This is a genomic window from Colwellia sp., assembly GCF_013214175.1.
In the GTDB taxonomy this organism is placed as follows: Bacteria; Pseudomonadota; Gammaproteobacteria; order Enterobacterales; family Alteromonadaceae; genus Colwellia.
The window spans coordinates 147,808-169,802 of sequence record NZ_JABSPA010000003.1 but is presented as its reverse complement, the minus strand read 5'-3'; the positions used below and the strand labels follow the sequence as shown (position 1 = coordinate 169,802).

Here is a 21,995-nt window from a genome sequence, read left to right as displayed (position 1 = left end):
GTCTTTATATAGGTAATTTATCAAGGCGTTTACCGCCCCAAATAGCATTAACGACTGCGCGAGTACCAATAACAGAAGTAAACATTGAAGTGATGATACCGATAGACAAGGTGATTGCGAAACCTTTAACAGGTCCGGTGCCAATCGCATATAAAATCACTGCGGCGATTAAAGTGGTAATGTTCGCATCGATGATAGTAGAAAACGCGGCATCATAACCTTGATGAATAGCTTGCTGAATTGTCTTACCTTCGCGTATTTCTTCTCTAATACGCTCAAATATCAGTACATTAGCATCAACGGCCATACCTACAGTTAATACTATACCCGCCATACCAGGTAAGGTTAAAGTCGCACCTGGCATCAATGACATTATGCCAACAATTAATACTAAGTTTGCCGCCAGTGCCAAATTAGCAACAACACCAAAAGCACGGTAGTAAATAATCATAAAGATAAAGACTAAAGCAAAACCCAACATAATGGCTTCAAAGCCAAGTCGTACGTTTTCAGCACCTAATGTAGGACCTACAGTACGCTCTTCAACGATAGTAATTGGCGCAATTAAGGCACCAGCACGTAATAATAACGCTAAGTTATGTGCTTCGGCTGGGCTGCCAGCACCCGTAATACGAAAGCTTTTACCTAAACGTGATTGAATTGTCGCAATAGAGATGATCTCTTGGACTTTTTCAAAAATAATATTACCTTCGGCGTCACGTTTACCGGTAGGTTTATATTCAATAAATACCGTTGCCATTGGTTTACCAATATTACTTTTGGTGCCATTGGACATTTTTGAGCCACCAGCACTATCCAGTGAAATATTTACTTGTGGACGTGAGTATTCATCAAAGCCTGATTTTGCATCAGTAATATGATCACCGGTTAACATCACGCGTTTTTTCAATAAGCTCGGTCGACCATCTTTATCTCTCAATAAAATAGAATTTGCCGGTATGCGACCGTTTATCGCATTAGCTAAATCACCTTCGGTATCGACTAAGCGAAATTCAATAGTTGCCGTGGCATTAAGTATTTCTTTTGCTTTAGCGGTATCTTGTACACCGGGTAATTCGATAACAATGTGTTTTTTACCTTGGCGCTGCACTAATGGCTCAGCCACACCTAGCTCATTAACACGATTACGAATAATAGTAATGTTTTGTGCCAAGGCATAATCACGAATTTCTTTCAGCTTTTGCTCGGTCATTTTCGCGGTAAGCGTTAACTTATCGTCATCCGTTTTTATCAATAAATCACGGTAACGTTTTTCCAGTAGTGATTCTGCCGCGTCTAGATCGGCAACTTTCCGGAAAATAACCACAATGCCATTATTGCTTTCTTTTACACTGCGGTAGCGAATTTTTTCATTACGTAAATCACCACGAAAATCACTTACCATGCTGGTTTTAGCTTTATTAATGGCTTCTTTCATGTTCACTTCCATCAAGAAGCTAACACCACCACTTAAATCTAAACCTAACTTCATTGGCATACCACCAATGGCCGCTAACCAATCCGGTGTATTTGGCGTTAAGTTAAGTGCTACTGAGAATTTTCTACCTAAGCTATCGTCCAATACATCACGGGCTTTAAGCTGGTCTTCGGTATTTTTAAAGCGCGTTAATACTTGGCCATTTTCTAATACGATACTGTCGAAACTAAGGTTACTTGCTTCTAAATGTGCTCTGATATTATCAAGAGTTGCGGCATCAGCTTCAACGCCACGTAATCCTGAGACTTGCACTGCAGGTGATTCACCATATAAGTTTGGTGTGGCATAGAGCGCACCTAAGGCGACAATAAATGCCACCATTAGTGTTTTCCATAAAGGGTATTTGTTTAACACAATCTGTCCTTTTAAATTTATAGCAATCTCACTAAATTACTGTCCCTTTGTGCGGGTTAAAATACGCACAAAAAGTCCACGAATTTAATGAAAATGCTATTACTGTTCGCGCGAACAAAACTGTTGTAAAACAAGCTGCCCACTCTACTAAACTTAACTCTTGATAGCTTTTAGCTAAGAACTATGTGTAATTTATAGTTCTTAGCTAAGTTAGTTGGCTTTAGTTCAAAGAAAAAGCACAGAGTTGACGCATGTCAATGAGTACTTTTGATGAAGAAATGAAGCCAAATAACAAAGATAAAGCTATAAAGACTTCATTGTGCCTTTTGGAAGTACTGCGTTGATGGCGCCTTTTTGTACTGTTACTTCAGTACCTTCACTAATGCTAACAACAATAAAGTCTTTTTCATCAGATACTTTAACGATTTTACCAACAATACCGCCTTGTGTTAGCACTTCATCGCCTTTCGCTAATGAAGACATTAAACCTTTATGCTCTTTTACACGTTTGGCTTGTGGACGGTAGATCATGAAAAAGAATACTAAACCAAAAACGGCTAGCATAATGATCATCTCCATTCCGCCACCGGCTGGTGCTCCGTCTGCGGCATGGGCTGTACTGATAAATAAACTCATAAACTTACTTCCTTACTTCTTTTTATAATTGGAGAGTGACTTTTTATTTTATTGCTATTGGGCCCAATTATTGTGTCAAAGGTACTCATTGACTAACGTCAACTCCGTGCCTTTTCCTCTTAATTGAACCAAATACCTGCAAAACACCAAGCCACAGGATTCTTTTACATTTAAATTCTAAGCTAATTAAATCAGCTTTTAAGTTAACCTTTAACGCTAAACTTGTTTACTGCCTTCGGCTAATGGCGGTACAGGTAAACCGCGTAAAGCATAAAACTCTTCAACAAAGGCGTCTAATTTACCTTGCTCGATGGCTGCACGCAAACCTTGCATCACTTTTTGGTAAAAATGTAGGTTATGCAGGGTATTTAACTGCGAACCCAATATTTCTTTACACTTATCTAAATGATGTAAATAAGCACGTGAGTAATTCTTACAGGTATAACAGTCACAGGTATCATCAAGTGGCGCAGTATCTGTTTTATGAGCAGCATTGCGGATCTTAATAACACCGGTATTAACAAACAAATGACCATTGCGAGCATTACGTGTTGGCATTACACAGTCAAACATATCAATACCACGACGTACGCCTTCAACTAAGTCTTCTGGCTTACCTACTCCCATCAGATATCGGGGCTTATTTTTAGGTATCAAGGGCGCGGTATGATCTAAAATACGGATCATATCTTCTTTAGGCTCACCTACTGATAAACCGCCAATCGCATAACCATCAAAGCCAATAGATTCTAAGCCAGCAACAGAAACTTCACGTAAGTCTTCATACATGCCGCCTTGTATGATGCCAAATAATGCATTTGGGCTATCACCGTGGGCATCTTTTGAGCGTTGTGCCCAACGAAGCGATAACTCCATTGAGTCTTTTGACTCGGTATGTGTTGCTGGGTATGGCGTACATTCATCAAAAATCATGACGACATCTGAGTTTAAGCTACGTTGTACTTCCATTGAGCGTTCAGGGGTAAGCATAATTTTTTCACCATTTACCGGTGAGCTAAAGCGCACACCTTCTTCGGTGATTTTACGCGTTTTTCCTAAACTAAAAACTTGGAAGCCACCGGAGTCGGTTAAAATGGGCTTATCCCAATTCATAAAACCGTGTAAGCCACCATGCTGCTCAATAATGTCAGTACCTGGACGTAACATTAAATGAAAGGTATTACCTAAAATAATATGAGCGCCAGTGGCCTCAACTTCTTCAGCTTTCATGCCTTTAACAGTACCGTAGGTACCAACGGGCATAAATGCAGGGGTTTCCACCACACCACGATCAAAGGTTAATCGGCCACGACGGGCTTTACCGTCAGTGGTAATTAACTCATATTTCATTTTGTTTTTTACTGTTTCAGTCATAAATTTTCTCTGTCACCCACTAGCAAAACAGGCTGGCGGTGTTTGGGTTTAAAATAATATTAAAAAATTAATTCTCTTTATAACTCAGCGTATTACTGAGCTATAACGTTTGTTATTTACTTAACTCTTATTTAGTCAGCGTCTTTTATCTTTTGTTTAGTTAAGAACATAGCATCACCATAACTAAAGAATCGGTATTCTTTATCTATAGCGTGTTGATAAGCTGGCATTATATGATAATAACCAGAAAAGGCACTAACCAGCATCAATAAAGTTGACTCTGATAAGTGAAAGTTAGTCACTAAAGCATCGATGATTTGAAATTGATAACCTGGGGTGATGAATATATCGGTATCACCATAAAAAGCACCTAAGGCTTCGCCTTTATCTTTAGAAGCTTTTGCCGCACTTTCAAGAGAACGTACTGAGGTTGTGCCAACCGCAACAACTCTACCACCCGCTGCTTTGGTTTTTGCTATTTGGGTAACCACTTCATCTGATACTTCAACGTATTCCGCGTGCATAATATGATCGGCAATCTCGTCAACTTTTACCGGTTGAAACGTACCTGCGCCGACGTGCAAGGTAACAAAAGCTAACTCAACGCCCTTAGCTTTAATTTTTTCTAACAGAGCATTATCAAAATGTAAGCCAGCTGTTGGCGCGGCAACCGCACCAGGCTTTTCATTGTAAACTGTTTGATAACGCTCTTTATCACTGTCTTCATCAGGTCGGTCAATATAAGGTGGCAGTGGCATATGTCCAATTTCATCTAAAACATCTAACACTGATTGACCATCAGCAAATTTAAGCTCAAAAAGTGCACCGTGACGGGCAACCATAGTTGCTTTAAATTTAACGGCACTATCGTCATTGCCAAGCTCATTACCTTGCTCTCTACATAGGTAAAGTTCATTGCCTACTTTGGGTGATTTACTGGCACGAATATGAGCAAGGGCGGTATTTTGATCAATAATGCGCTCAATCAAAACCTCAATTTTACCACCACTGGCTTTTCGGCCAAACATTCTGGCCGGGATCACACGAGTGTTATTAAAAACGAGTAAATCACCTGAATTTAATTGCGCTACTATATCGGTAAAAACACCATCGGTTATCGCACCAGAATCACCATTTAAGGTCATTAAACGGCTAGCAGTGCGCTCGGTTTTAGGGTAACGAGCAATAAGGGCATCGGGTAAATTGAAAGAAAAGTCTGAAACACGCATGATATTGGCTATTTTTCTGGCTTAAAAAAAGGCGTAATTTTAGAGCTGCACGCCCTTGATAGCAAGTTAATTCGCCACTTTTACATCTTAAGCCTAGCCTTAGTAGCAAAGAACCGTCGACAAAGTTGTATTGAAGCACCATTATTACCAGTGATAACCAGTATTTATCAAAATAATCTCGACAATAAGGCTTTTAGTGTATGTTGGTAAATCATGCATTATTGATATGAACTTTATACAAGCCTGATTTAATACTGACTAAAGAGTTATTTGCCATATGAAAGATGAACTTGCCTTTACTATAGCCAACACCATTATTAGTGGCTTTGAACGCCATGTTGCACTGTTCACTGAGATTACTCAATCAGCCAGAGAGCGATTTCAACAATGCCAATGGCATGAAGTGCACCGCTCTGCCAGAGCGAGAACTAATTTTTATGACGAACGAGTAACAGAAAGCTGCAGCGTTATTAAAGAAGACTTCAATATTAGCGATCTAGATGATGCTTTGTGGCAAGAGGTTAAAACAGTTTATTCAGATTTATTATCTAATCATAAACAACCCGAGTTAGCGGAAACTTTCTACAATTCGGTCTTTTGTCACTTATTCGAGCGCAAGTATTATCACAATGATTATATTTTTGTAGAAAGTACTGCCCATCGCCTTGATGAGAAAGAAGTTCCAAAGATCTACACCTCTTATCAACCACAAGCACTAGGTTTAAAACAAACTATTTGTGACATTATGAATAGTCATAGAACTGTAATCCCCTTTGAAGATCTAGACCGTGATGTTGATGCACTTATTAATGCCTTTCGCCGCAAAGCTCATAAAACCATGGTAAAATTAGAAGATTTACAGTTTGATATCCTCAACTTTACTTTTTATCGTAATAAAGGTGCCTACTTAATTGGTCGGGTGTTATCGCCCGCAGGAGAAACCCCCTTTATTGTTGCGGTACTTAACAACGAGAAAGGCGGTTTATATATAGATGCATTACTGACTACCAGCGAAAACATGGCGGTGGTATTTGGTTTTGCCCGTGCTTACTTTTTTGTTGATTGCCAGCATCCGTATGCGCTGGTTAATTTCTTACAGGGGTTAATGCCTCATAAAACCAAGGCTGATTTATATTCTGCCATCGGTTTTCACAAACAGGGCAAGACCCAATTTTATCGAGACTTTCTCAATCACCTTGAAGACAGTAACGACCAATTTGAATTAGCTGCTGGTATTAAAGGCATGGTGATGTCAGTATTTACCCTGCCCTCTTATCCTTATGTATTCAAAATAATCAAAGATAAATTTTCCCCCAGTAAAAACATGACCAAGAAAGATGTAAAGGGAAAATACCGCTTAGTGAAACTACACGACAGAGTGGGTCGCATGGCTGATACCATGGAGTATTCTGAAGTCGCTTTTCCTAAAGCGCGCTTTAACAATGAACTGTTAGCGGAGCTGAAAAAAGTTGCTTCTTCCATTATTCGTTATGAAGGTGAAGGCGAGGATGAGCTTCTTATCATTGAGCATTTATATATAGAACGTCGCATGGTGCCACTCAATTTATACCTGATGGATGCGCTTAAAAATAAAAAACAAGATGAAATAAATGACGCCATGTTTGGTTACGGCGAAGCCATTAAACAACTGATTTCTGCCGATATATTTCCGGGTGACATGTTACTGAAGAACTTTGGTGTCACTCGTCATGGCCGGGTTATTTTTTATGATTATGATGAAATCACCTATATGGACCAAGTTAACTTTCGGGTAAAACCTAAAGCGGTCACTGAAGAACAAATGTATGCTGCTGAGCCTTGGTACAGTGTAATGCCTGGTGATATGTTCCCTGAAGAGATAGCAACTTTTGCTTTGGCCAATCCAAGCTATTTAAAAGCCTTTAAAATACACCATCAAGATTTACTTACACCAACCTATTGGCAACAATGCCAACAAGATGTCGCTAATGGTATTTATAAAGATGTTTTTCCTTATCCCGATAAATACCGTCTTTGTCATCAAGGCTTTAGCAGCGAGTTAAAGTAATTTAGCTGGTGTTAACTGCACCATAGAATAAAAAAAGCTACAGGCTGGCTACTTTACTGGCAGTTTGTTGGTAAATTAGCCGAACAGACGCGATTTAGTAAAAATATGAACATTAGGTCTTTACCTTTTAACCTGCATCAGTATAATTCGAATCTGTTGCAGGGGTGTAGTTCCAATTGGTAGAACAGCGGTCTCCAAAACCGATGGTTGGGAGTTCGAGTCTCTCCACCCCTGCCATTTTCTCTTCCAGTATTTCTTTATCTATATTCCAAAAAACTTTCGCTAATATATTCCCAGTATTAATTTATCTGCTGTTCGTTAACAGCGAATTCTGTCATTATATTCAGCCTTAAATCATACCTAGCTAATGAGCATTCTCTGATGAGCTTTACTAATGAGCATTAATCAACATCAATTTGAGCAATTAACTGAAATGGGTATCAGCCTTTGGCAGCATCGCTCCGGTGATAGTCAAAATAAAAGTGTACCGACTCATTCTAATAGTTACCTTGATATTGATTTAAAAAACTTAGCCACACAGCAATTATTTAATGATATTTTATTAGCAACTGGCTTAAGTATCGGTGAAATTAATCAGCAAGGTGACCATCTAGATTTAGGGCTCTTTAACTGGTATTTCACCGACAAATCAACCCCCGTTGAAATACAATGGCTTGAGCAGCAGTTGATCACCCCAGCTATAGCCGAAATTTCAAAGTCGCCTGCGCTTAAAAAGCAACTGTGGCAATTACTGAGTAGACAAGCACAATGAATAAAACATCAAAAAGTAACAATAATCACTTTGCTGAAATAAAGCCCGGTGATGTAGATAAGTTAATGCCAATAGAGCTGGCTTGTCACTCACATCCTTGGAGTGAAAAAACCTTTTTAAGTTGTATTGGTGGTCGTTACTTTGGTGAGAAGCTTGGTGAAAAACTCGGTGAGCAGCATGGTGCTCTAAGTATTGGTTTCTACATTGGTGAATATGTTGTCGGTGAAGCAACCTTGATGGATATTTGTGTTCTGCCAAGTGAGCAAGGCAAAGGTTATGGTAAAGTCTTACTTAATCAATTTTTAGCCCAAGCGAAAAGACTTGGCGCAAACAAAATATTCTTAGAAGTGCGGGCAAAAAACATCGCAGCACAAATGCTCTATATGAATGCCGGCTTTATCGAAATTGATCGCCGTACGGGGTATTATCCAAGTAGCTCAGGTTTTGGTTATGAAGATGCCATTGTAATGTCGCTAAAGTGCTAATAAGCAGCTCTTTGATTAACAAGTAACAAACTATTCAGTACATTAACAAATCACAACACTTCGAAACGCAAAGCCGCTAGTTAATCCTTCTCCTTTGGTTAATATAGTTAACAAGATTGTTAACTATATTCCTAAAAGTCATTAGGGTGAGCCAAATGTTTACTAAAATAAGTCCTACAGCAGATAGTCAGTTGTCAAATGAAGATGTTGCCAACCTGATGGTGAATGACGCACTAAAAAATATTAGCCAATTGACCGGACTGAACCAAGAGCAAGCTTTTGCTTTATTAGTGAATCAGGTTAGCCAACAGACTGACCAAGTTAGCCACACAAAAAGAACCAAAGTATATTCCCCTTTATTAGAGCAAAATGAAGCTCAATTCATTTCAAGCTTATTTAATTAACGATTTAACTAATGCGGCTAACCTCAGCTGCATTGCTTTGCCGCTAATAAACTAGCTTTAGCCTACTTTTCACTACCTTTCCCTAGATTTTATCTAGCATTAATAAAACATTAAATCTGCTATAACAAGCCAATTGACCTGCCCCGTTTATTATCAATAAAAGTGTCACCTTCTTAACAAGCTGCTATCAATCTACAAAGTTGCTCTTTATAACCTCGCTTTATTACAGATTCACTCTGTTTTAATGGTACAATGCGCGCAATTTTATAATTTTTAAAAAGTCCCTAATTAACTGGGTGTTTTTCTACTATTTTCTTAACAGGTAATTTGCATGTCTGCACAGCAACAGCAAGTCGACTTACGTCGCACCTTTGCTATCATTTCTCATCCCGATGCGGGTAAAACCACCATCACCGAAAAGGTACTTTTGTTTGGTCAAGCCCTACAAAGAGCCGGCACGGTAAAAGGTAAAAAGTCAGGTCAACACGCAAAATCTGATTGGATGGAAATGGAAAAAGAGCGTGGTATTTCAATTACTACCTCGGTTATGCAATTTCCTTACAAAGGCTGCTTGGTAAACTTGCTTGATACTCCAGGTCATGAAGATTTCTCGGAAGATACTTACCGTACTTTAACCGCGGTTGATTCTTGTTTAATGGTCATCGATGTTGCCAAAGGTGTTGAAGCACGTACCGTTAAATTAATGGAAGTTACTCGTCTGCGTGATACACCAATCATCACTTTTATGAACAAGATGGATCGTGATGTGCGCGATCCTATTGAAGTAATGGATGAAGTTGAGACGGTATTAAACATAAAATGTGCTCCAATTACTTGGCCAATTGGCATGGGTAAAGAGTTCAAAGGTGTTTATAACTTATTGACCGATGAAATATTTTTGTATCAATCAGGCCTAGGTCACATGATTCAAGAAAGACGTGTCATTAAAGGCCTTGATAACCCCCTTCTTGATGAAGCCATTGGTCCCTTTGCTGAAGATTTCCGCGAAGAAATGGAATTAGTACTAGGCGCCTCCCATGAGTTTGATTTAGAAGCGTTTCTAAATGGTGAGTTAACGCCAGTATTTTTCGGTACCGCACTCGGTAACTTTGGTGTTGACCACATGCTTGACGGTCTAACCAAATGGGCACCTAAGCCCTTACCGCGCAAAACAGATTTACGTACAGTAACCCCGGAAGAAGAAAAATTCACTGGATTCATTTTTAAAATTCAAGCCAATATGGATCCAAAACATCGCGACCGTATTGCTTTCATGCGCATTTGCTCAGGCAAGTATGAAAAAGGCATGAAGATGAAACAAGTACGCATTAATAAAGATGTCAGAATTGCCGATGCGGTAACCTTTATGGCGGGTGATAGATCAAACGTTGATGAAGCATTCGCTGGCGATATTATCGGTTTACATAACCATGGCAGCATTCAAATTGGTGATACTTTTACCTCAGGTGAAATGATGAAGTTTGGTGGTATTCCTAACTTTGCCCCGGAAATGTTCCGCCGTATTCGCCTACGCGATCCGTTAAAAGCTAAGCAGCTACAAAAAGGCTTGATACAGTTATCTGAAGAGGGTGCTGTGCAAGTATTTAGACCTTTCATTAACAATGACATGATTGTTGGCGCGGTTGGTGTACTACAGTTTGAAGTTGTAGTGCAACGATTAAAGAGCGAATATAAAGTTGATGCTATTTACGAACCCATTAGTGTTGCAACTGCGCGCTGGTGTACTTGTGATGATGAACGCACCTTAGAGCAATTTAAGAAGAAAGCCGGTGATTACCTAGCCTATGATGGTGGTAATAACTTAACGTATATTGCGCCGACGATGGTTAACCTATCATTAGCGCAAGAGCGTCATCCAGATATCAAGTTCCACTCGACACGTGAACACTAATTTGGCTTCCTAGTTTGTCATTTTACGGCGTTGCTTAATCATTTTTATGCAGTCACTTAGTGTACTAAGCTCCTTTATAAAAATGACCAAGCGCCTGGTAAAAGTAAGCAAACTACTTTGCCAAAGATCACTAAGTATTAAAATATTTTTGATAAGTTATTAATAAAACATCAGAAATAATACAAATAAAATCACTAACTGCGTAATAGCTTCTTTATCGCAGTTAGTTGGTTCAAGACAGAAGAAAACGCGCGGAGTTGACGCATGTCAATGAGCACGATTGATGAATGTATTGAGCCAAATAACAATGATAAAGAGTCTATTAAATGAATATTAAAGAAATATTATCCACAAAAGTCAGCCAAGCAATGGTTGCTGCGGGCCTACCTGAAGGCACGAACCCTGCGGTTAGTTTATCTAACCGTCCAAACTTTGGTGATTATCAAGCCAATGGTGTGATGGGTGCAGCGAAAAAGCTTAAGACTAATCCACGAGAATTAGCCACTAAAGTTGTTGCTGAGCTAAACCTAGATGGTATTGCTAGCAAAATAGAATTAGCTGGCCCTGGCTTTATCAATATTCACTTATGTGAAAACTGGTTAGCGGCGCAACTAAATACAGTTGCTCAAGATGCTTTTATCGGCGTTAGCCAACGCAGTGCCGATACCAGTGGTAACGCTGATGATAAACAGCAAACTGTCGTGGTTGATTACAGCGCTCCAAACCTTGCTAAAGAAATGCATGTAGGTCACTTACGTTCAACCATTATTGGTGATGCGGTAGTTCGCGCACTAGAGTTTCGTGGTGATAAAGTTATTCGTCAAAATCACATGGGTGATTGGGGCACACAATTTGGTATGTTAATCGCGCATTTAAGCGATAAACTTGCTACCGATGAAGTGGCTGAAACGGCCCTTGCCGATTTAGAAAACTTTTATCGTGAAGCAAAGGTTCGTTTTGACAACGAAGAGGGTTTTGCCGATAGAGCACGTGCTGATGTAGTTAAACTGCAAAGTGGCGATGCGGATAGTGCCAAGTTATGGCAACAGTTTATTGATATCTCCATTGCCCACAGTGAAGAAATCTACGCTAAGTTAAATGTTTCACTAAAGCGCTCTGACATTATGGGCGAGAGTGCTTATAACGACGATTTATCAACGGTAGTTGATGAGCTTATGGCGAGTGGGATTGCCGAAGAGAGTCAAGGCGCTAAAGTTGTTTTCATTGATGAAATGGCTAATAAAGATGGCGAAAGACCTGTATTTATCGTACAGAAATCCGGAGGCGGTTTCTTATACGCCACTACCGATTTATCTGCCTGTCGTTACCGTAGTGGTAAGTTAGCGGCTGATCGCATCATTATTTTCACCGATGCACGCCAAGGATTGCATTTTAAGCAAGTTGAAATTGTTGCTCGTAAAGCTGGCTTCTTACCGACAAATGTTGGTTATCAACATTGTCCGTTTGGCATGATGATGGGTGATGATGGCAAACCATTTAAAACCCGTACTGGTGGCACAATTAAACTTGCAGAGTTACTTGATGAAGCAGTAGTCCGTGCCAGTGCATTAATCAAAGAGAAAAACCCTGAGATTAGCGATGTCGATTTAGCGGAAATATCAAATAAAGTTGGTATTGGCGCGGTTAAATTTGCCGATTTATCTAAAAACCGTACCAGTGATTATATCTTCAACTGGAAGACTATGTTGAGCTTTGAAGGTGCTACAGCACCTTATTTACAATATGCTTATTCGCGTATTCAAAGTATCTTTAACAAAGCGCAAGCGAGTGCCGGTACGTTGCCAGCTAATGCTACTATTACGATTATCGAGCCGCAAGAAAAAGCCTTAGCGCTTAAGTTGTTGCAACTTGAAGATGTAATTGATGCGGTAATTAGTGAATGTACTCCTAACTTGTTATGTAATTATTTATACGAGCTTGCTAGCCTTTACATGAGTTTTTATGAAGCCTGCCCTATTCTTAAAGAAGGTATTAGCGAAGAAGTTAAAGCTTCACGTTTAGCCTTATGTAAAGTTATCGCCGACACCTTAAAGCATGGTCTGGATATATTAGGCATTGAAGTAATGGATCGCATGTAATTTAGTCCTAATTAACGTAATAGGTTCGTCAAAAGTACTCACTGACTAGCGTCAGCTCCGTGCTTTTTTCTTCCTCTTGCGTTAACTAGTTATAAATTGGTACACCTAAATAGCTTTAAGCTAAAGTATTAGACAGTTACAAGTAACTACACTAAGAGGCAATAATGCAGTTTACTGATAGTCACTGCCACCTTGATGACAACGCTTTTAAAGAACAACTACCTGCCCTGCTAGAGCAATGCTCGAAACTGGCAATTAAGCGAATTATCGTTCCTGCCATAGCCCCTGATAACTTTGATAAAGTATTAAACCTAGCCAAAACCTTTCATAACAAACCTATTAGTATTTACCCCTGCTTAGGCATTCATCCGTGGTTTTTACAGCAGTTAAATCATACTCACCTAGAACTGTTAACTGAAAAAATAACACAGTCGAAAAATGAAATTATCGCTATTGGTGAAATTGGTTTAGACGGCGCCATTATTAAACGTAGTGATGATCCCGAAGCTGAATTAGCAAAGCAGCAACATTTTTTTGATTTTCAGCTTAACCTCGCTAAGCAGCAAGACTTACCGGTAATAGTTCATCACAGGCAATCACACGACAAGAACATGCCATTTTTGAAGAGGTACCAGCTAAACAAGGCGGGTATCATTCATGGATTTTCAGGAAGTTACCAACAGGCTAAAGGCTACCTAGATTTAGGCTTTAAACTCGGAGTCGGTAGTACTATCAGTTATTCTCGCGCTAAAAAAACCATCAACACCCTTAAACGTCTGCCATTGACAAGTTTAGTATTAGAAACGGATGCACCATCGATGCCGTTAAGCTCTGAGGTAATGGGTCTTGAGGTAATGGCTAAACAAGAAAAACATCCTGCTCCAGCTAACTCTCCAGTTAATCTAATCAAAATTTTTGAGCTGTTAACGACAATTAGGCCTGAGAGTGCTGAGGAAATTGCCAGTCAATGTGAGCGTAATGTCGAGCAAGTATTCTTCACTTAATAAGGGCATGCTTTGAACTCATCTATTTCGACTCTGAAGCTAGTCGATAACCTCGTCTGCTAAAGCGGTTTAAACCGCGAGTAAGTAGAAAGCCAACAACACCTGCCACTAACAGCATTAATCGTTGTAATGACTGCTGCTCTTCATCCGCTTGCGCTAATATACTGGTTAAATAAGACGGTTCGATAGTAAAACGTAAGTAACCATGCAGTTTATAACTGCTTGCATCACTATGGCGAACTTCTTCAACAAAAGGTGTTAACTTATCGCTTAAGTTGCGTTGGTGTGGTGATATGCCATAAAGATCGTTAATACTTTTGGCTTTAGGACGAGCTATTTCATTACCGCGCTTATCTATTTCTACCGATGTGCTAGCAACTAATAACATGCCAGTAGCATCATATAAATGTGCCTGTTTAACAAAGTTAACTTTTGCCAAACCATCAAGGTAGCGTTGTAATAAAGCTTTTTTCTCAATGTTATTTTTATGCTCTTGCTCAAGTAGTACGGTGACACCAACAATGGCTTGGTGTAATTGCTGCTTGGCAATAAAATTAAAATGCTCGGTTAAATTGTTACTATTTTTCACCCCGGTAGACTGCAAGATACTGATCAGCACTATGATAAGCGAAATAGCACTAGCTAATTGCAGAATTTTATTATAAATCGACGATAATTTAGGGTATAAAGGCTGTTCGGCTTGCTTCATAAAAACACAGGTGACTATTTTAGCGCATTAATAGTCTCACTATAGTTAGAATACTAACTGATGTGAAGTTTAATATTTATATACCAATACCCTAGAGAGTTAACGTGTCTTTTATCGCCAATATATTATCCCTGTCCCTTGAACAGTATTTAGTCCAAAATCTAGCAGGTAAGCAATTACCCGTCACCTTTAGCTTATCAGAGCAGACTCTTGACCTTGATGAACATCCGCTTGAAACAAGTGCAGCGCAAGATAAGATTGAATTAGTGGTATTTCAACAACTGCCCCTAGCTCAGCTGTTAGCATTACAAAACCAAGTTCAGTTAAAAATCACCACATTAACCGCTATTAATCACCGTAATAATCAAACCAGCTGCCGTTTTCAAGTGAGCTGTAGCGACTTTATGCAAGCACGTAAAGCGCTAGCTGACTTTGCTTTAGCAAATAAAATTGAAGCCGCTTTATTAACACAAGTACCGACCTTAAGTGAACCCGGTCTGTTAGTGATGGATATGGACTCAACCACCATAGAAATTGAATGTATTGATGAAATAGCTAAACTAGCCGGTGTTGGTGAAGAAGTGGCAGAAGTAACCGAACGCGCTATGTTAGGTGAACTCGATTTTGCCCAAAGCTTACATCAACGTGTAGCGACATTAGCAAATTCACCACAAAGCATATTAAGCGATGTAGCCAAAGACATTCCTCTTATGGCAGGCTTAAAGCCATTAATTAGAGAACTTAAAAAGCACAATTGGCGCATAGCCATCGCTTCTGGCGGCTTTACTTATTTTGCTGACCACCTTAAAGACTCTTTAGAATTGGATGCAGCTTTTGCCAATACCCTAGAAATTATAGATGGCAAACTTACCGGCAAAGTATTAGGTGATGTAGTCGATGCACAAGTAAAAGCCGACTCTCTCGCTATTCTGAGCAAAGAATATCACATTCCTCACAATCAAACGGTTGCTATGGGTGATGGTGCTAACGATCTGGTGATGATGGCTGCAGCAAGTTTTGGTGTTGCTTTTCATGCTAAACCGATTGTCTTAGCGCAGGCAGACAGTAGCATTAACGTGCAGGGTTTAGATTGCCTTTTACATTGGTTAAGCTAATTAGCTCAACTAGCCGATAACAGTTAACTGCTCAAAGTAAGAAATAAAAAGTAAAAAGCCTAAACCTAAGCTATAACAGCTATCGAGTTTAGGCTTTTTCTATTATGAAACGTCCTATTCATACCACCAATTCATACAGCTAAATCATATATTGTGAATAGCCTAGCCTGACGACTTACATAACGGCTTACCAGTCTGAGACAAAGATAAACCCTGTACCTTATTTTCTATTCATCTTATTTATTAAACTAGTTTACCGCTATGGTGTGTCATTTTACGGTAATAAAACTGAAATATAATAGTCACGATAAATAAATAGTTCATAACAGTTAGGTAAAATAATGATGAAAATTTGGCAAGTCTTTTGGCAGTTTTTTACCTTAGGCTGGATCAGTTTTGGTGGTCCTGCTGCCCACATAGGTTATTTCGAAAGAACATTCGTACAAAAATTGCAATGGATAGATAGCGAAAGCTATGCACGCTTAATTTCATTAAGTCAGTTTTTACCGGGTCCAGGCTCAAGTCAAATTGGTTTTGCCATTGGCTTACGACATGCCGGTATTATCGGTGCTTTTACCGCATTTATTGCCTTCACCTCTCCTTCTTTTTTATTGCTATATATACTTGCGACCACCAATCAGGCTCAAGATACGCCATGGTTAGTTGGTGTCACCCATGGTTTGAAATTATTAGCTGTGGTCGTGGTAGCTGACGCGATATTAAATATGTATAAAGCTTTTTGCAAAGAGCGTAATAGCGCCATTATTTGTATGGCAACCGCTGTAGTATTGTTGATTGCGCCAAGTTTATTCATACAAATGTCGGTGCTCATCGCCGCTGGGATTGTTGGCATTCTCATCAGAAAACCAACTGAGGTAATATCAGCGGCAATGCCCCCAAGAAAAGCGCAGGGGAAAATACACTATTTACCATTGATTATCTTTGCGGCGTTATTTTCCGGACTACCGTTATTCACTCAATCACCGCTATGGTTAACGCTTTTTGCTGATTTCTATCAGTCAGGTAGTTTAGTCTTTGGTGGCGGTCACGTGGTATTACCTATACTGCAACAAGCATTAGGTGAGGCTATTGATACCGATCGTTTCTTATTAGGTTATGCCGCAGCACAAGCGGTACCTGGACCTATGTTTTCATTGTCTGCTTTTTTAGGTGCTGACTTACTGGTTAATACCCCCTTAACCGGGGCATTAATTGCCACGGTCGCTATCTTTTTACCCGGGTTTTTACTGGTGTTAGGTTTTCACAGTGCCTGGGAGTCGTTAGCGGAAAAACCTAAAGTTGCGGGTGCGGTCTGGGGAATTAATGCCGCGGTAGTGGGTTTACTTATCTCGGCGTTATATCAACCGGTATTTACTACGGCAATTGTAAACCCTGTTGATATGGCCGCTGTGATTGTTGGCTTTTTTGCACTGCGGACCATGAGAATCCCCATAATGGCGGTAGTCGCTGGTTTTATTGCCTTTGGTTATGCGATAGCTCTCTAAAGGCCTAATATATGTAAAAATTAAGACTTATACCCGTTACCATTCAATATGCATGTTTCAGAGTGCTTGAGCAATTTCAATTCAAGGCATATCAATGTAGCCATGGTTATTCCATTTCAAATTGATGTAACGATGAAGTGATGTTGCTCAAGCACTTCTGCGATGGGTTTTAAATGACTTTATTCCGCATTAAAGAACAAAAATATAGAGTGACTATGTTTACGTTATTCTCCTTGCCTAAAGTCATTTAAATTCCCACTGAAATCGAGTACTTTGAATGGTAACGGGTATACATAGCATTGGGCTGAAATTTAAAAAGCAGTCCTAGATAAAACCAGTAGCAACAGTTATAGCGAGTCACCGATTACTTGTTTAATTCGTATCTCAACAATGTTTCTTCGGTGACATCAACTAACTGAACAAGACCAGCAACACTATACATTTCTTGCTCAAGTTGCTTACTTCTATGTATCGCATAAACGCCAATATAAGTCAGCTCTGGAGTTAAATGATCCATATTTGCGGCATCGCTGCGTGACAGTTTTAACTGTAAGGCGTAAAACTGTCCCTGCTTTAACGCTTTTTTAATAAAAAGCTTTCTTAGCTCAAGGCTCTCTAGTTCACTTACCTGCTTTATCGTTACCGACTTATCAATATCAGTAATACTTGAATTGATGGCAATATAAATAACTTCACTGACCGCAACATCACTGGCCAGTAGTTTCCTCATCTGATGTTCAAGTAAACTACTAACATGCAAATTGCCGAGCACAGGATACAAATTATAATAGCCGTGACGATCACTTAATCGCAGCATGGCTGATAATAAACTTTTATGGCTTTGATTAGCGTACTGACCGGTAACTAAGGTTTCTAGTTTATAACGACTGCCACTTGATTGCACCATGACTGTTGGTATCGTCATATTCACCGCATACAAGGTCCTCAAAGCGCCAGATAAACCAGGAGTTAACATCGCATATTCATCAGGCGTCAACTTACTTTTATTCTTATCAATTAATAACTTAAAAAATGATCGACCGATATGTTGGTGTTCTTTAACCGACACCCGAAGGTTTACCACGGTTTTATCTTTGCTGATCCGCATTACCTTATAAGGCAATTGTTTGAGGTCAAATGCTGAGGTTATTTTTTGCAATTGAGGAAAAGTTAAATAAACTACATCCCCCTGTGACAACAAGGCTGGCTCTGCTAAATCTACTTTTAAGCCCGATACAGAAAAGTCTACCGATTGTCCCGACCAAGTTACTTCAGCGCACTCAATGTCAACAGGCGTCTGATATTTAAAGCGCATTTCTTGACGTTGATGACCATAACTTAACGTGATTTCATCAACTAAATTGTTCTTATCGCCATACTTATGACCATAACTTTTCAGCCGTTCTAGGTCGACACCTTTATAGCCTAATGCTTGATACTCACTAATATCACTAGCGCTAGTGATATCGGTTACCGTTACTAAACAAGGTATATTCGCCAAAATGCCGTTAACGTCATCAGTTAACGGTGGATTTAAGTAACTTTGCTGCTTGCTCATAACACTTGATAAGGTAAACGGTGAATAAGCTTGCTCAGCACTTACCTGCTGGTACTTTAATTCGGTAATGGCAAAAGAGCTCTTGCTGGCAGCAAAGGCTATAAATTGCTTAAAAAAGCTCTTGTCATGCTTAAGCTGTTCTTCATCTAGGGTATAGAAAAACTTACGACCTTTGTGTTGATGAATGAAACTAAAAACTAATAAACTCTTATTTTGATGCGCTAAAGTCTGTAGACGCTCAAGTCGTTCATCATTAATAAGGTAATGCAAAGTCGAATTATGTTTATCATCGCGCCAATAGTGATATACCTTTTGATTATTTTTAGTGGTAAGCGCATAACGAGGCGCAAGACCTTCAGCACGACCATTAGCACTTTGCATAAATACAACCAATTCATTTAATTTAACTAAGGTGAATTGCTCATGACTTCTCGCTTGTAACGCCGCTAAGCTATTATCTAAGTTAATTTTATAACGGCGTTTATTTCCTTGGATATAACTGGCAAGAAAGCGTGAGAAGTCGTCACCCTCAGGAATATCGATACGTTGACAACCAATAAGCTGGGTGGCTGAATCACGTAAAGTATTTTTAACTTTAAAAGAAAAAAAACTGTTTTTATTAAATTGAAACTCTTGCTCTAAGCCGGTAAAGGCAATGGTTACTTGCTCGCCCTTAAATAGAGTCGCTTCATTAATCAGTTTAAACTTAATGCCCTCGACACTTAAATCGATGCTGCTCGTGGTCACTTGTTGCTTATTCTCTAAGGTTAACGTAATGGCAATAGCGAAATTCATCCGCTCTTCTGAGCGATTAGGGTAATTGGCCAAAAGTTGCAATTTGGCAGGATATTGTAGCTTTTCTACTGATGATTTTTTATTGAGACTTTTACCCTCAACTGTAGTCGAATTACCTTGTTCATTTTGATAGATATTACGAAAACTATTTTCGGCATCTTTTACTGATTCATAGACGCCAAAAGTATAACCGCCATAAATGGCAATATTTTCCTGAAACGCGGCCACGGCAATCTCATCCAAAAAGTGTGTTTGGCCTTGATAGTCAAATAACTGACATTCACCGTCAACCAAGCCACGTAGATCTATGGCTCGTGTACAAGCGCCCGCTAAACGCTTTAATTCCATTTTCAATAAAAAACTTTCATTTTTGGTGAGGTGTCCAGTTATGGCACTGAAGCTAGCTTCAAAACTCTGCTTGTTCACTTCACCACGGAAATTCTCAATAATTTTATGGTGTTTGCTGAAATTATTATTCATAGTTTTATTATTAACTTCTCGTTTACTCGCTGCTTTAATCACTGTTTTAATCGCTATACTTAGCCTTATTGCGGGCTAACAACCTGTATTACTCTTTTTAGCTTAGACAAAAAAATCAAAATCATTATAATCTAACCGACTTTATCAAGATAAACCAAGCAATTTCTATGCCTCTCAAGTAGGCTAGTCGCGCAAAGTCACTTGTTTCATCGTATCGTGTTGCTTCGACAAGGTCACAACTAATCGAAACAAGATAATACATCTGCAATGACAGATCCTTATTACAATCATTTTATCTTTTAAAGGTAGGTATAATCTAGATGGCAAAAGCAGCAAAAATCGAATTTGTATGTACCGATTGCGGCATGAACTTCACTCGCTGGCAAGGACAATGTCGTTGCGGTGCTTGGAATACCTTGGCTGAAGTGAGAATCTCTAAAACGGCCAGTAAAAATACTGTCACCCGGACAGCAAAAACAGCGGGCTATGCCGGCTTAATAGGTGGCGGCTCTAAAAAAATTAACGAGATAGAAGCTACGGATGCCGAAAAAAGATTAACCGGTATAGGTGAACTCGATCGTGTTTTAAGCGGTGGTGTCACTCGCGGCTCGGTAAATATTATTTCTGGCGATCCTGGCGCAGGTAAAACGACCTTACTATCAGATCTGGTCGCTAGAATGTCAAAAACTACCGCCTCGCTCTATTGTACTGCCGAGGAGTCACTTTCTCAGTTTAAGAACCGTGTGCACAGATTAAAGCTAGACTACGACGAAGATAACTTGTACCTATTGGCTGAGACCAGTGTTGAGTCAATCATCGATGAATTAGACAGCAACAAAATTAAATTTGCCGTTATTGACTCTATTCAAGCGGTAGTGACTGAAAATGCTAATGGCAGCCCAGGCTCTCCCTCGCAAGTAAAAAGTAGCGCGCAAGCACTAACCCAGTACTGTAAACAAAACAATGTCACCATGTTTATTATTGCCCACGTCAATAAAAACAATGAAATTGCTGGTCCACAAACCCTAGTACATATAGTGGATGCGCTGTTGCACATCGATACCAATGACGGACAAATTCGTACCTTAAGAGCCAATAAAAACCGTTTTGGCGATATCGACACAGTCGGTATTTTCAGAATGTGTGAACGCGGTATGCTCAGTGTTGATAATCCCAGTGAAATATTTCTCTCCGGCTCTAGCACTGAATCGCCCGGCTCAACTATTACCTGTATTCGTAAAGGTAACCGCAACCTACTATTAGAAATTCAATGTTTAACCACTGAAACCGAGGCAGAGTTTCCCCAGCGAGTTTGTGTTGGCTTGAACATGAACCGAATAAAGATGTTAACGGGCATATTACGCAAGCACACCAAAACCAAGATATTTCACGACACCTTTTTTAATATTGTTGGTGGCTTAAGAATCGACGAGACTGAAACCTGTATAGATCTTGCCTTGGTATCAGCACTGCTAAGTAGCCTGAACGACTTTGTTATCCCTAGAAATACCTGCATTATGGGCGAATTAAGTTTAAACGGTGATGTTAGGCCGATAGACAGTGGTGTACCTCGTGTAAAAGAAGCCGCTCAGCATGGTTTCACCGAAATATATATTCCTTATCGTAATTATCATAAATCCATGGAAGGTTTAGGTGCCAATATACACGCAGTTAAAACCATTCATGAATTGATTGAATTAATAAAATAACCACCGCCTATATATCTACGTACAAAGCTGCTTTTGTGAAATTTAACTGACATAAGCAGCATTTTCAAAGACAATCCCCTCTATACCCAAGCGACCTCAACATGCTCGTTTCAGGACGCCTGAGCGATTCATGATCAAGGCCTGTATTTCATTAATGGTTGTTCCCTTAATCAAATATTCAACGATGAGCATGATTTGCTCAGACGTCCCAGAGAGGCTGGCTTAGAAACGCTTTATCCATCGTTATTGGTTTCGACAATAGAATAACTATTCTCTTCAATCAATGCCTTGCCTAAAGACGTTTCTAATT

The 21,995-nt window shown here is 39.5% G+C and carries 16 protein-coding genes and 1 tRNA gene; 11 read left to right on the top strand and 6 right to left on the bottom strand.

Features of this window, described 5'->3' with window-relative positions; genetic code table 11:
• Window positions 1–4: 4 nt before the first annotated feature.
• From secD to queA, 4 genes are all read right to left on the bottom strand, one after another.
• Window positions 5–1,852 carry a protein translocase subunit SecD gene (gene secD / locus HRT55_RS09235; RefSeq protein ID WP_291620692.1) on the bottom strand — a complete coding sequence of 616 codons (1,848 nt, stop codon included), beginning with the start codon at window positions 1,850–1,852 and terminating at the stop codon, window positions 5–7.
• Window positions 1,853–2,155: 303 nt separating this feature from the next.
• Window positions 2,156–2,488 (bottom strand): preprotein translocase subunit YajC, encoded by a 333-nt coding sequence (gene yajC, locus HRT55_RS09230; RefSeq protein ID WP_291612597.1) that lies wholly within the window; start codon window positions 2,486–2,488, stop codon window positions 2,156–2,158.
• Between the two features lie 216 nt (window positions 2,489–2,704).
• Window positions 2,705–3,838 carry a tRNA guanosine(34) transglycosylase Tgt gene (gene tgt / locus HRT55_RS09225; protein WP_291621308.1) on the bottom strand — a complete coding sequence of 378 codons (1,134 nt, stop codon included), beginning with the start codon at window positions 3,836–3,838 and terminating at the stop codon, window positions 2,705–2,707.
• A 155-nt stretch (window positions 3,839–3,993) separates the two neighbouring features.
• A complete protein-coding gene (queA, locus tag HRT55_RS09220) occupies window positions 3,994–5,091 on the bottom strand; it encodes a tRNA preQ1(34) S-adenosylmethionine ribosyltransferase-isomerase QueA (protein WP_291620690.1) in 1,098 nt (365 codons plus the stop codon).
• A 277-nt stretch (window positions 5,092–5,368) separates the two neighbouring features.
• On the opposite strand from queA, the gene aceK reads away from it, so the two are divergent.
• The 8 genes from aceK (at window position 5,369) to HRT55_RS09180 (ending at window position 13,814) form a co-directional block, all read left to right on the top strand.
• Window positions 5,369–7,138 carry a bifunctional isocitrate dehydrogenase kinase/phosphatase gene (aceK, locus tag HRT55_RS09215; RefSeq protein WP_291620688.1) on the top strand — a complete coding sequence of 590 codons (1,770 nt, stop codon included), beginning with the start codon at window positions 5,369–5,371 and terminating at the stop codon, window positions 7,136–7,138.
• Window positions 7,139–7,298: 160 nt separating this feature from the next.
• A tRNA-Trp gene (locus tag HRT55_RS09210) sits at window positions 7,299–7,375 on the top strand.
• Window positions 7,376–7,532: 157 nt separating this feature from the next.
• Window positions 7,533–7,910 carry a DNA polymerase III subunit psi gene (locus tag HRT55_RS09205; protein ID WP_291620685.1) on the top strand — a complete coding sequence of 126 codons (378 nt, stop codon included), beginning with the start codon at window positions 7,533–7,535 and terminating at the stop codon, window positions 7,908–7,910.
• Complete coding sequence (gene rimI, locus HRT55_RS09200; RefSeq protein ID WP_291620683.1) at window positions 7,907–8,395, top strand: ribosomal protein S18-alanine N-acetyltransferase; 489 nt, start codon at window positions 7,907–7,909, stop codon at window positions 8,393–8,395. Before HRT55_RS09205 ends, rimI begins: the two co-directional genes overlap by 4 nt.
• A 155-nt stretch (window positions 8,396–8,550) precedes the next feature.
• Window positions 8,551–8,799, top strand: coding sequence for a hypothetical protein (locus tag HRT55_RS09195; RefSeq protein WP_291620680.1), 249 nt, complete (start codon window positions 8,551–8,553; stop codon window positions 8,797–8,799).
• 331 nt (window positions 8,800–9,130) lie between these two features.
• Window positions 9,131–10,711 (top strand): peptide chain release factor 3, encoded by a 1,581-nt coding sequence (gene prfC / locus HRT55_RS09190; RefSeq protein WP_291620678.1) that lies wholly within the window; start codon window positions 9,131–9,133, stop codon window positions 10,709–10,711.
• A gap of 326 nt (window positions 10,712–11,037) precedes the next feature.
• Entirely contained in the window at window positions 11,038–12,810 is a 1,773-nt protein-coding gene (argS, locus tag HRT55_RS09185; RefSeq protein WP_291620676.1) for an arginine--tRNA ligase, read from the top strand.
• Between the two features lie 164 nt (window positions 12,811–12,974).
• Entirely contained in the window at window positions 12,975–13,814 is an 840-nt protein-coding gene (locus HRT55_RS09180; RefSeq protein WP_291620674.1) for a TatD family hydrolase, read from the top strand.
• Between the two features lie 22 nt (window positions 13,815–13,836).
• On the opposite strand, the gene HRT55_RS09175 is transcribed toward HRT55_RS09180, so the two are convergent.
• Window positions 13,837–14,523 (bottom strand): hypothetical protein, encoded by a 687-nt coding sequence (locus tag HRT55_RS09175; protein ID WP_291620672.1) that lies wholly within the window; start codon window positions 14,521–14,523, stop codon window positions 13,837–13,839.
• A 104-nt stretch (window positions 14,524–14,627) separates the two neighbouring features.
• On the opposite strand from HRT55_RS09175, the gene serB reads away from it, so the two are divergent.
• Together serB and chrA are read left to right on the top strand one after the other, a co-directional pair.
• Complete coding sequence (gene serB / locus HRT55_RS09170) at window positions 14,628–15,638, top strand: phosphoserine phosphatase SerB (RefSeq protein ID WP_291620670.1); 1,011 nt, start codon at window positions 14,628–14,630, stop codon at window positions 15,636–15,638.
• 341 nt (window positions 15,639–15,979) lie between these two features.
• A complete protein-coding gene (gene chrA, locus HRT55_RS09165) occupies window positions 15,980–17,143 on the top strand; it encodes a chromate efflux transporter (RefSeq protein WP_291620669.1) in 1,164 nt (387 codons plus the stop codon).
• A 364-nt stretch (window positions 17,144–17,507) separates the two neighbouring features.
• Here chrA and HRT55_RS09160 read toward each other — a convergent pair whose 3' ends face one another.
• A complete protein-coding gene (locus HRT55_RS09160; protein WP_291620667.1) occupies window positions 17,508–19,976 on the bottom strand; it encodes a PilZ domain-containing protein in 2,469 nt (822 codons plus the stop codon).
• A 320-nt stretch (window positions 19,977–20,296) separates the two neighbouring features.
• Between HRT55_RS09160 and radA the strand changes: the two genes are divergently transcribed.
• Window positions 20,297–21,685 carry a DNA repair protein RadA gene (gene radA, locus HRT55_RS09155; RefSeq protein ID WP_291611872.1) on the top strand — a complete coding sequence of 463 codons (1,389 nt, stop codon included), beginning with the start codon at window positions 20,297–20,299 and terminating at the stop codon, window positions 21,683–21,685.
• Window positions 21,686–21,995: the final 310 nt, after the last annotated feature.

What these genes read in the sequence shown, in the direction of transcription:
- queA (WP_291620690.1), bottom strand. Translation starts at nt 5,091, where the DNA reads ATGCGTGTTTCAGACTTTTCTTTCAATTTACCCGATGCCCTTATTGCT.
- chrA (WP_291620669.1), top strand. Translation starts at nt 15,980, where the DNA reads ATGATGAAAATTTGGCAAGTCTTTTGGCAGTTTTTTACCTTAGGCTGG.
- argS (WP_291620676.1), top strand. Translation starts at nt 11,038, where the DNA reads ATGAATATTAAAGAAATATTATCCACAAAAGTCAGCCAAGCAATGGTT.
- rimI (WP_291620683.1), top strand. Translation starts at nt 7,907, where the DNA reads ATGAATAAAACATCAAAAAGTAACAATAATCACTTTGCTGAAATAAAG.
- tgt (WP_291621308.1), bottom strand. Translation starts at nt 3,838, where the DNA reads ATGAAATATGAGTTAATTACCACTGACGGTAAAGCCCGTCGTGGCCGA.
- aceK (WP_291620688.1), top strand. Translation starts at nt 5,369, where the DNA reads ATGAAAGATGAACTTGCCTTTACTATAGCCAACACCATTATTAGTGGC.
- radA (WP_291611872.1), top strand. Translation starts at nt 20,297, where the DNA reads ATGGCAAAAGCAGCAAAAATCGAATTTGTATGTACCGATTGCGGCATG.
- yajC (WP_291612597.1), bottom strand. Translation starts at nt 2,488, where the DNA reads ATGAGTTTATTTATCAGTACAGCCCATGCCGCAGACGGAGCACCAGCC.
- HRT55_RS09195 (WP_291620680.1), top strand. Translation starts at nt 8,551, where the DNA reads ATGTTTACTAAAATAAGTCCTACAGCAGATAGTCAGTTGTCAAATGAA.
- prfC (WP_291620678.1), top strand. Translation starts at nt 9,131, where the DNA reads ATGTCTGCACAGCAACAGCAAGTCGACTTACGTCGCACCTTTGCTATC.
- HRT55_RS09180 (WP_291620674.1), top strand. Translation starts at nt 12,975, where the DNA reads ATGCAGTTTACTGATAGTCACTGCCACCTTGATGACAACGCTTTTAAA.
- HRT55_RS09175 (WP_291620672.1), bottom strand. Translation starts at nt 14,523, where the DNA reads ATGAAGCAAGCCGAACAGCCTTTATACCCTAAATTATCGTCGATTTAT.
- HRT55_RS09205 (WP_291620685.1), top strand. Translation starts at nt 7,533, where the DNA reads ATGAGCATTAATCAACATCAATTTGAGCAATTAACTGAAATGGGTATC.
- HRT55_RS09160 (WP_291620667.1), bottom strand. Translation starts at nt 19,976, where the DNA reads ATGAATAATAATTTCAGCAAACACCATAAAATTATTGAGAATTTCCGT.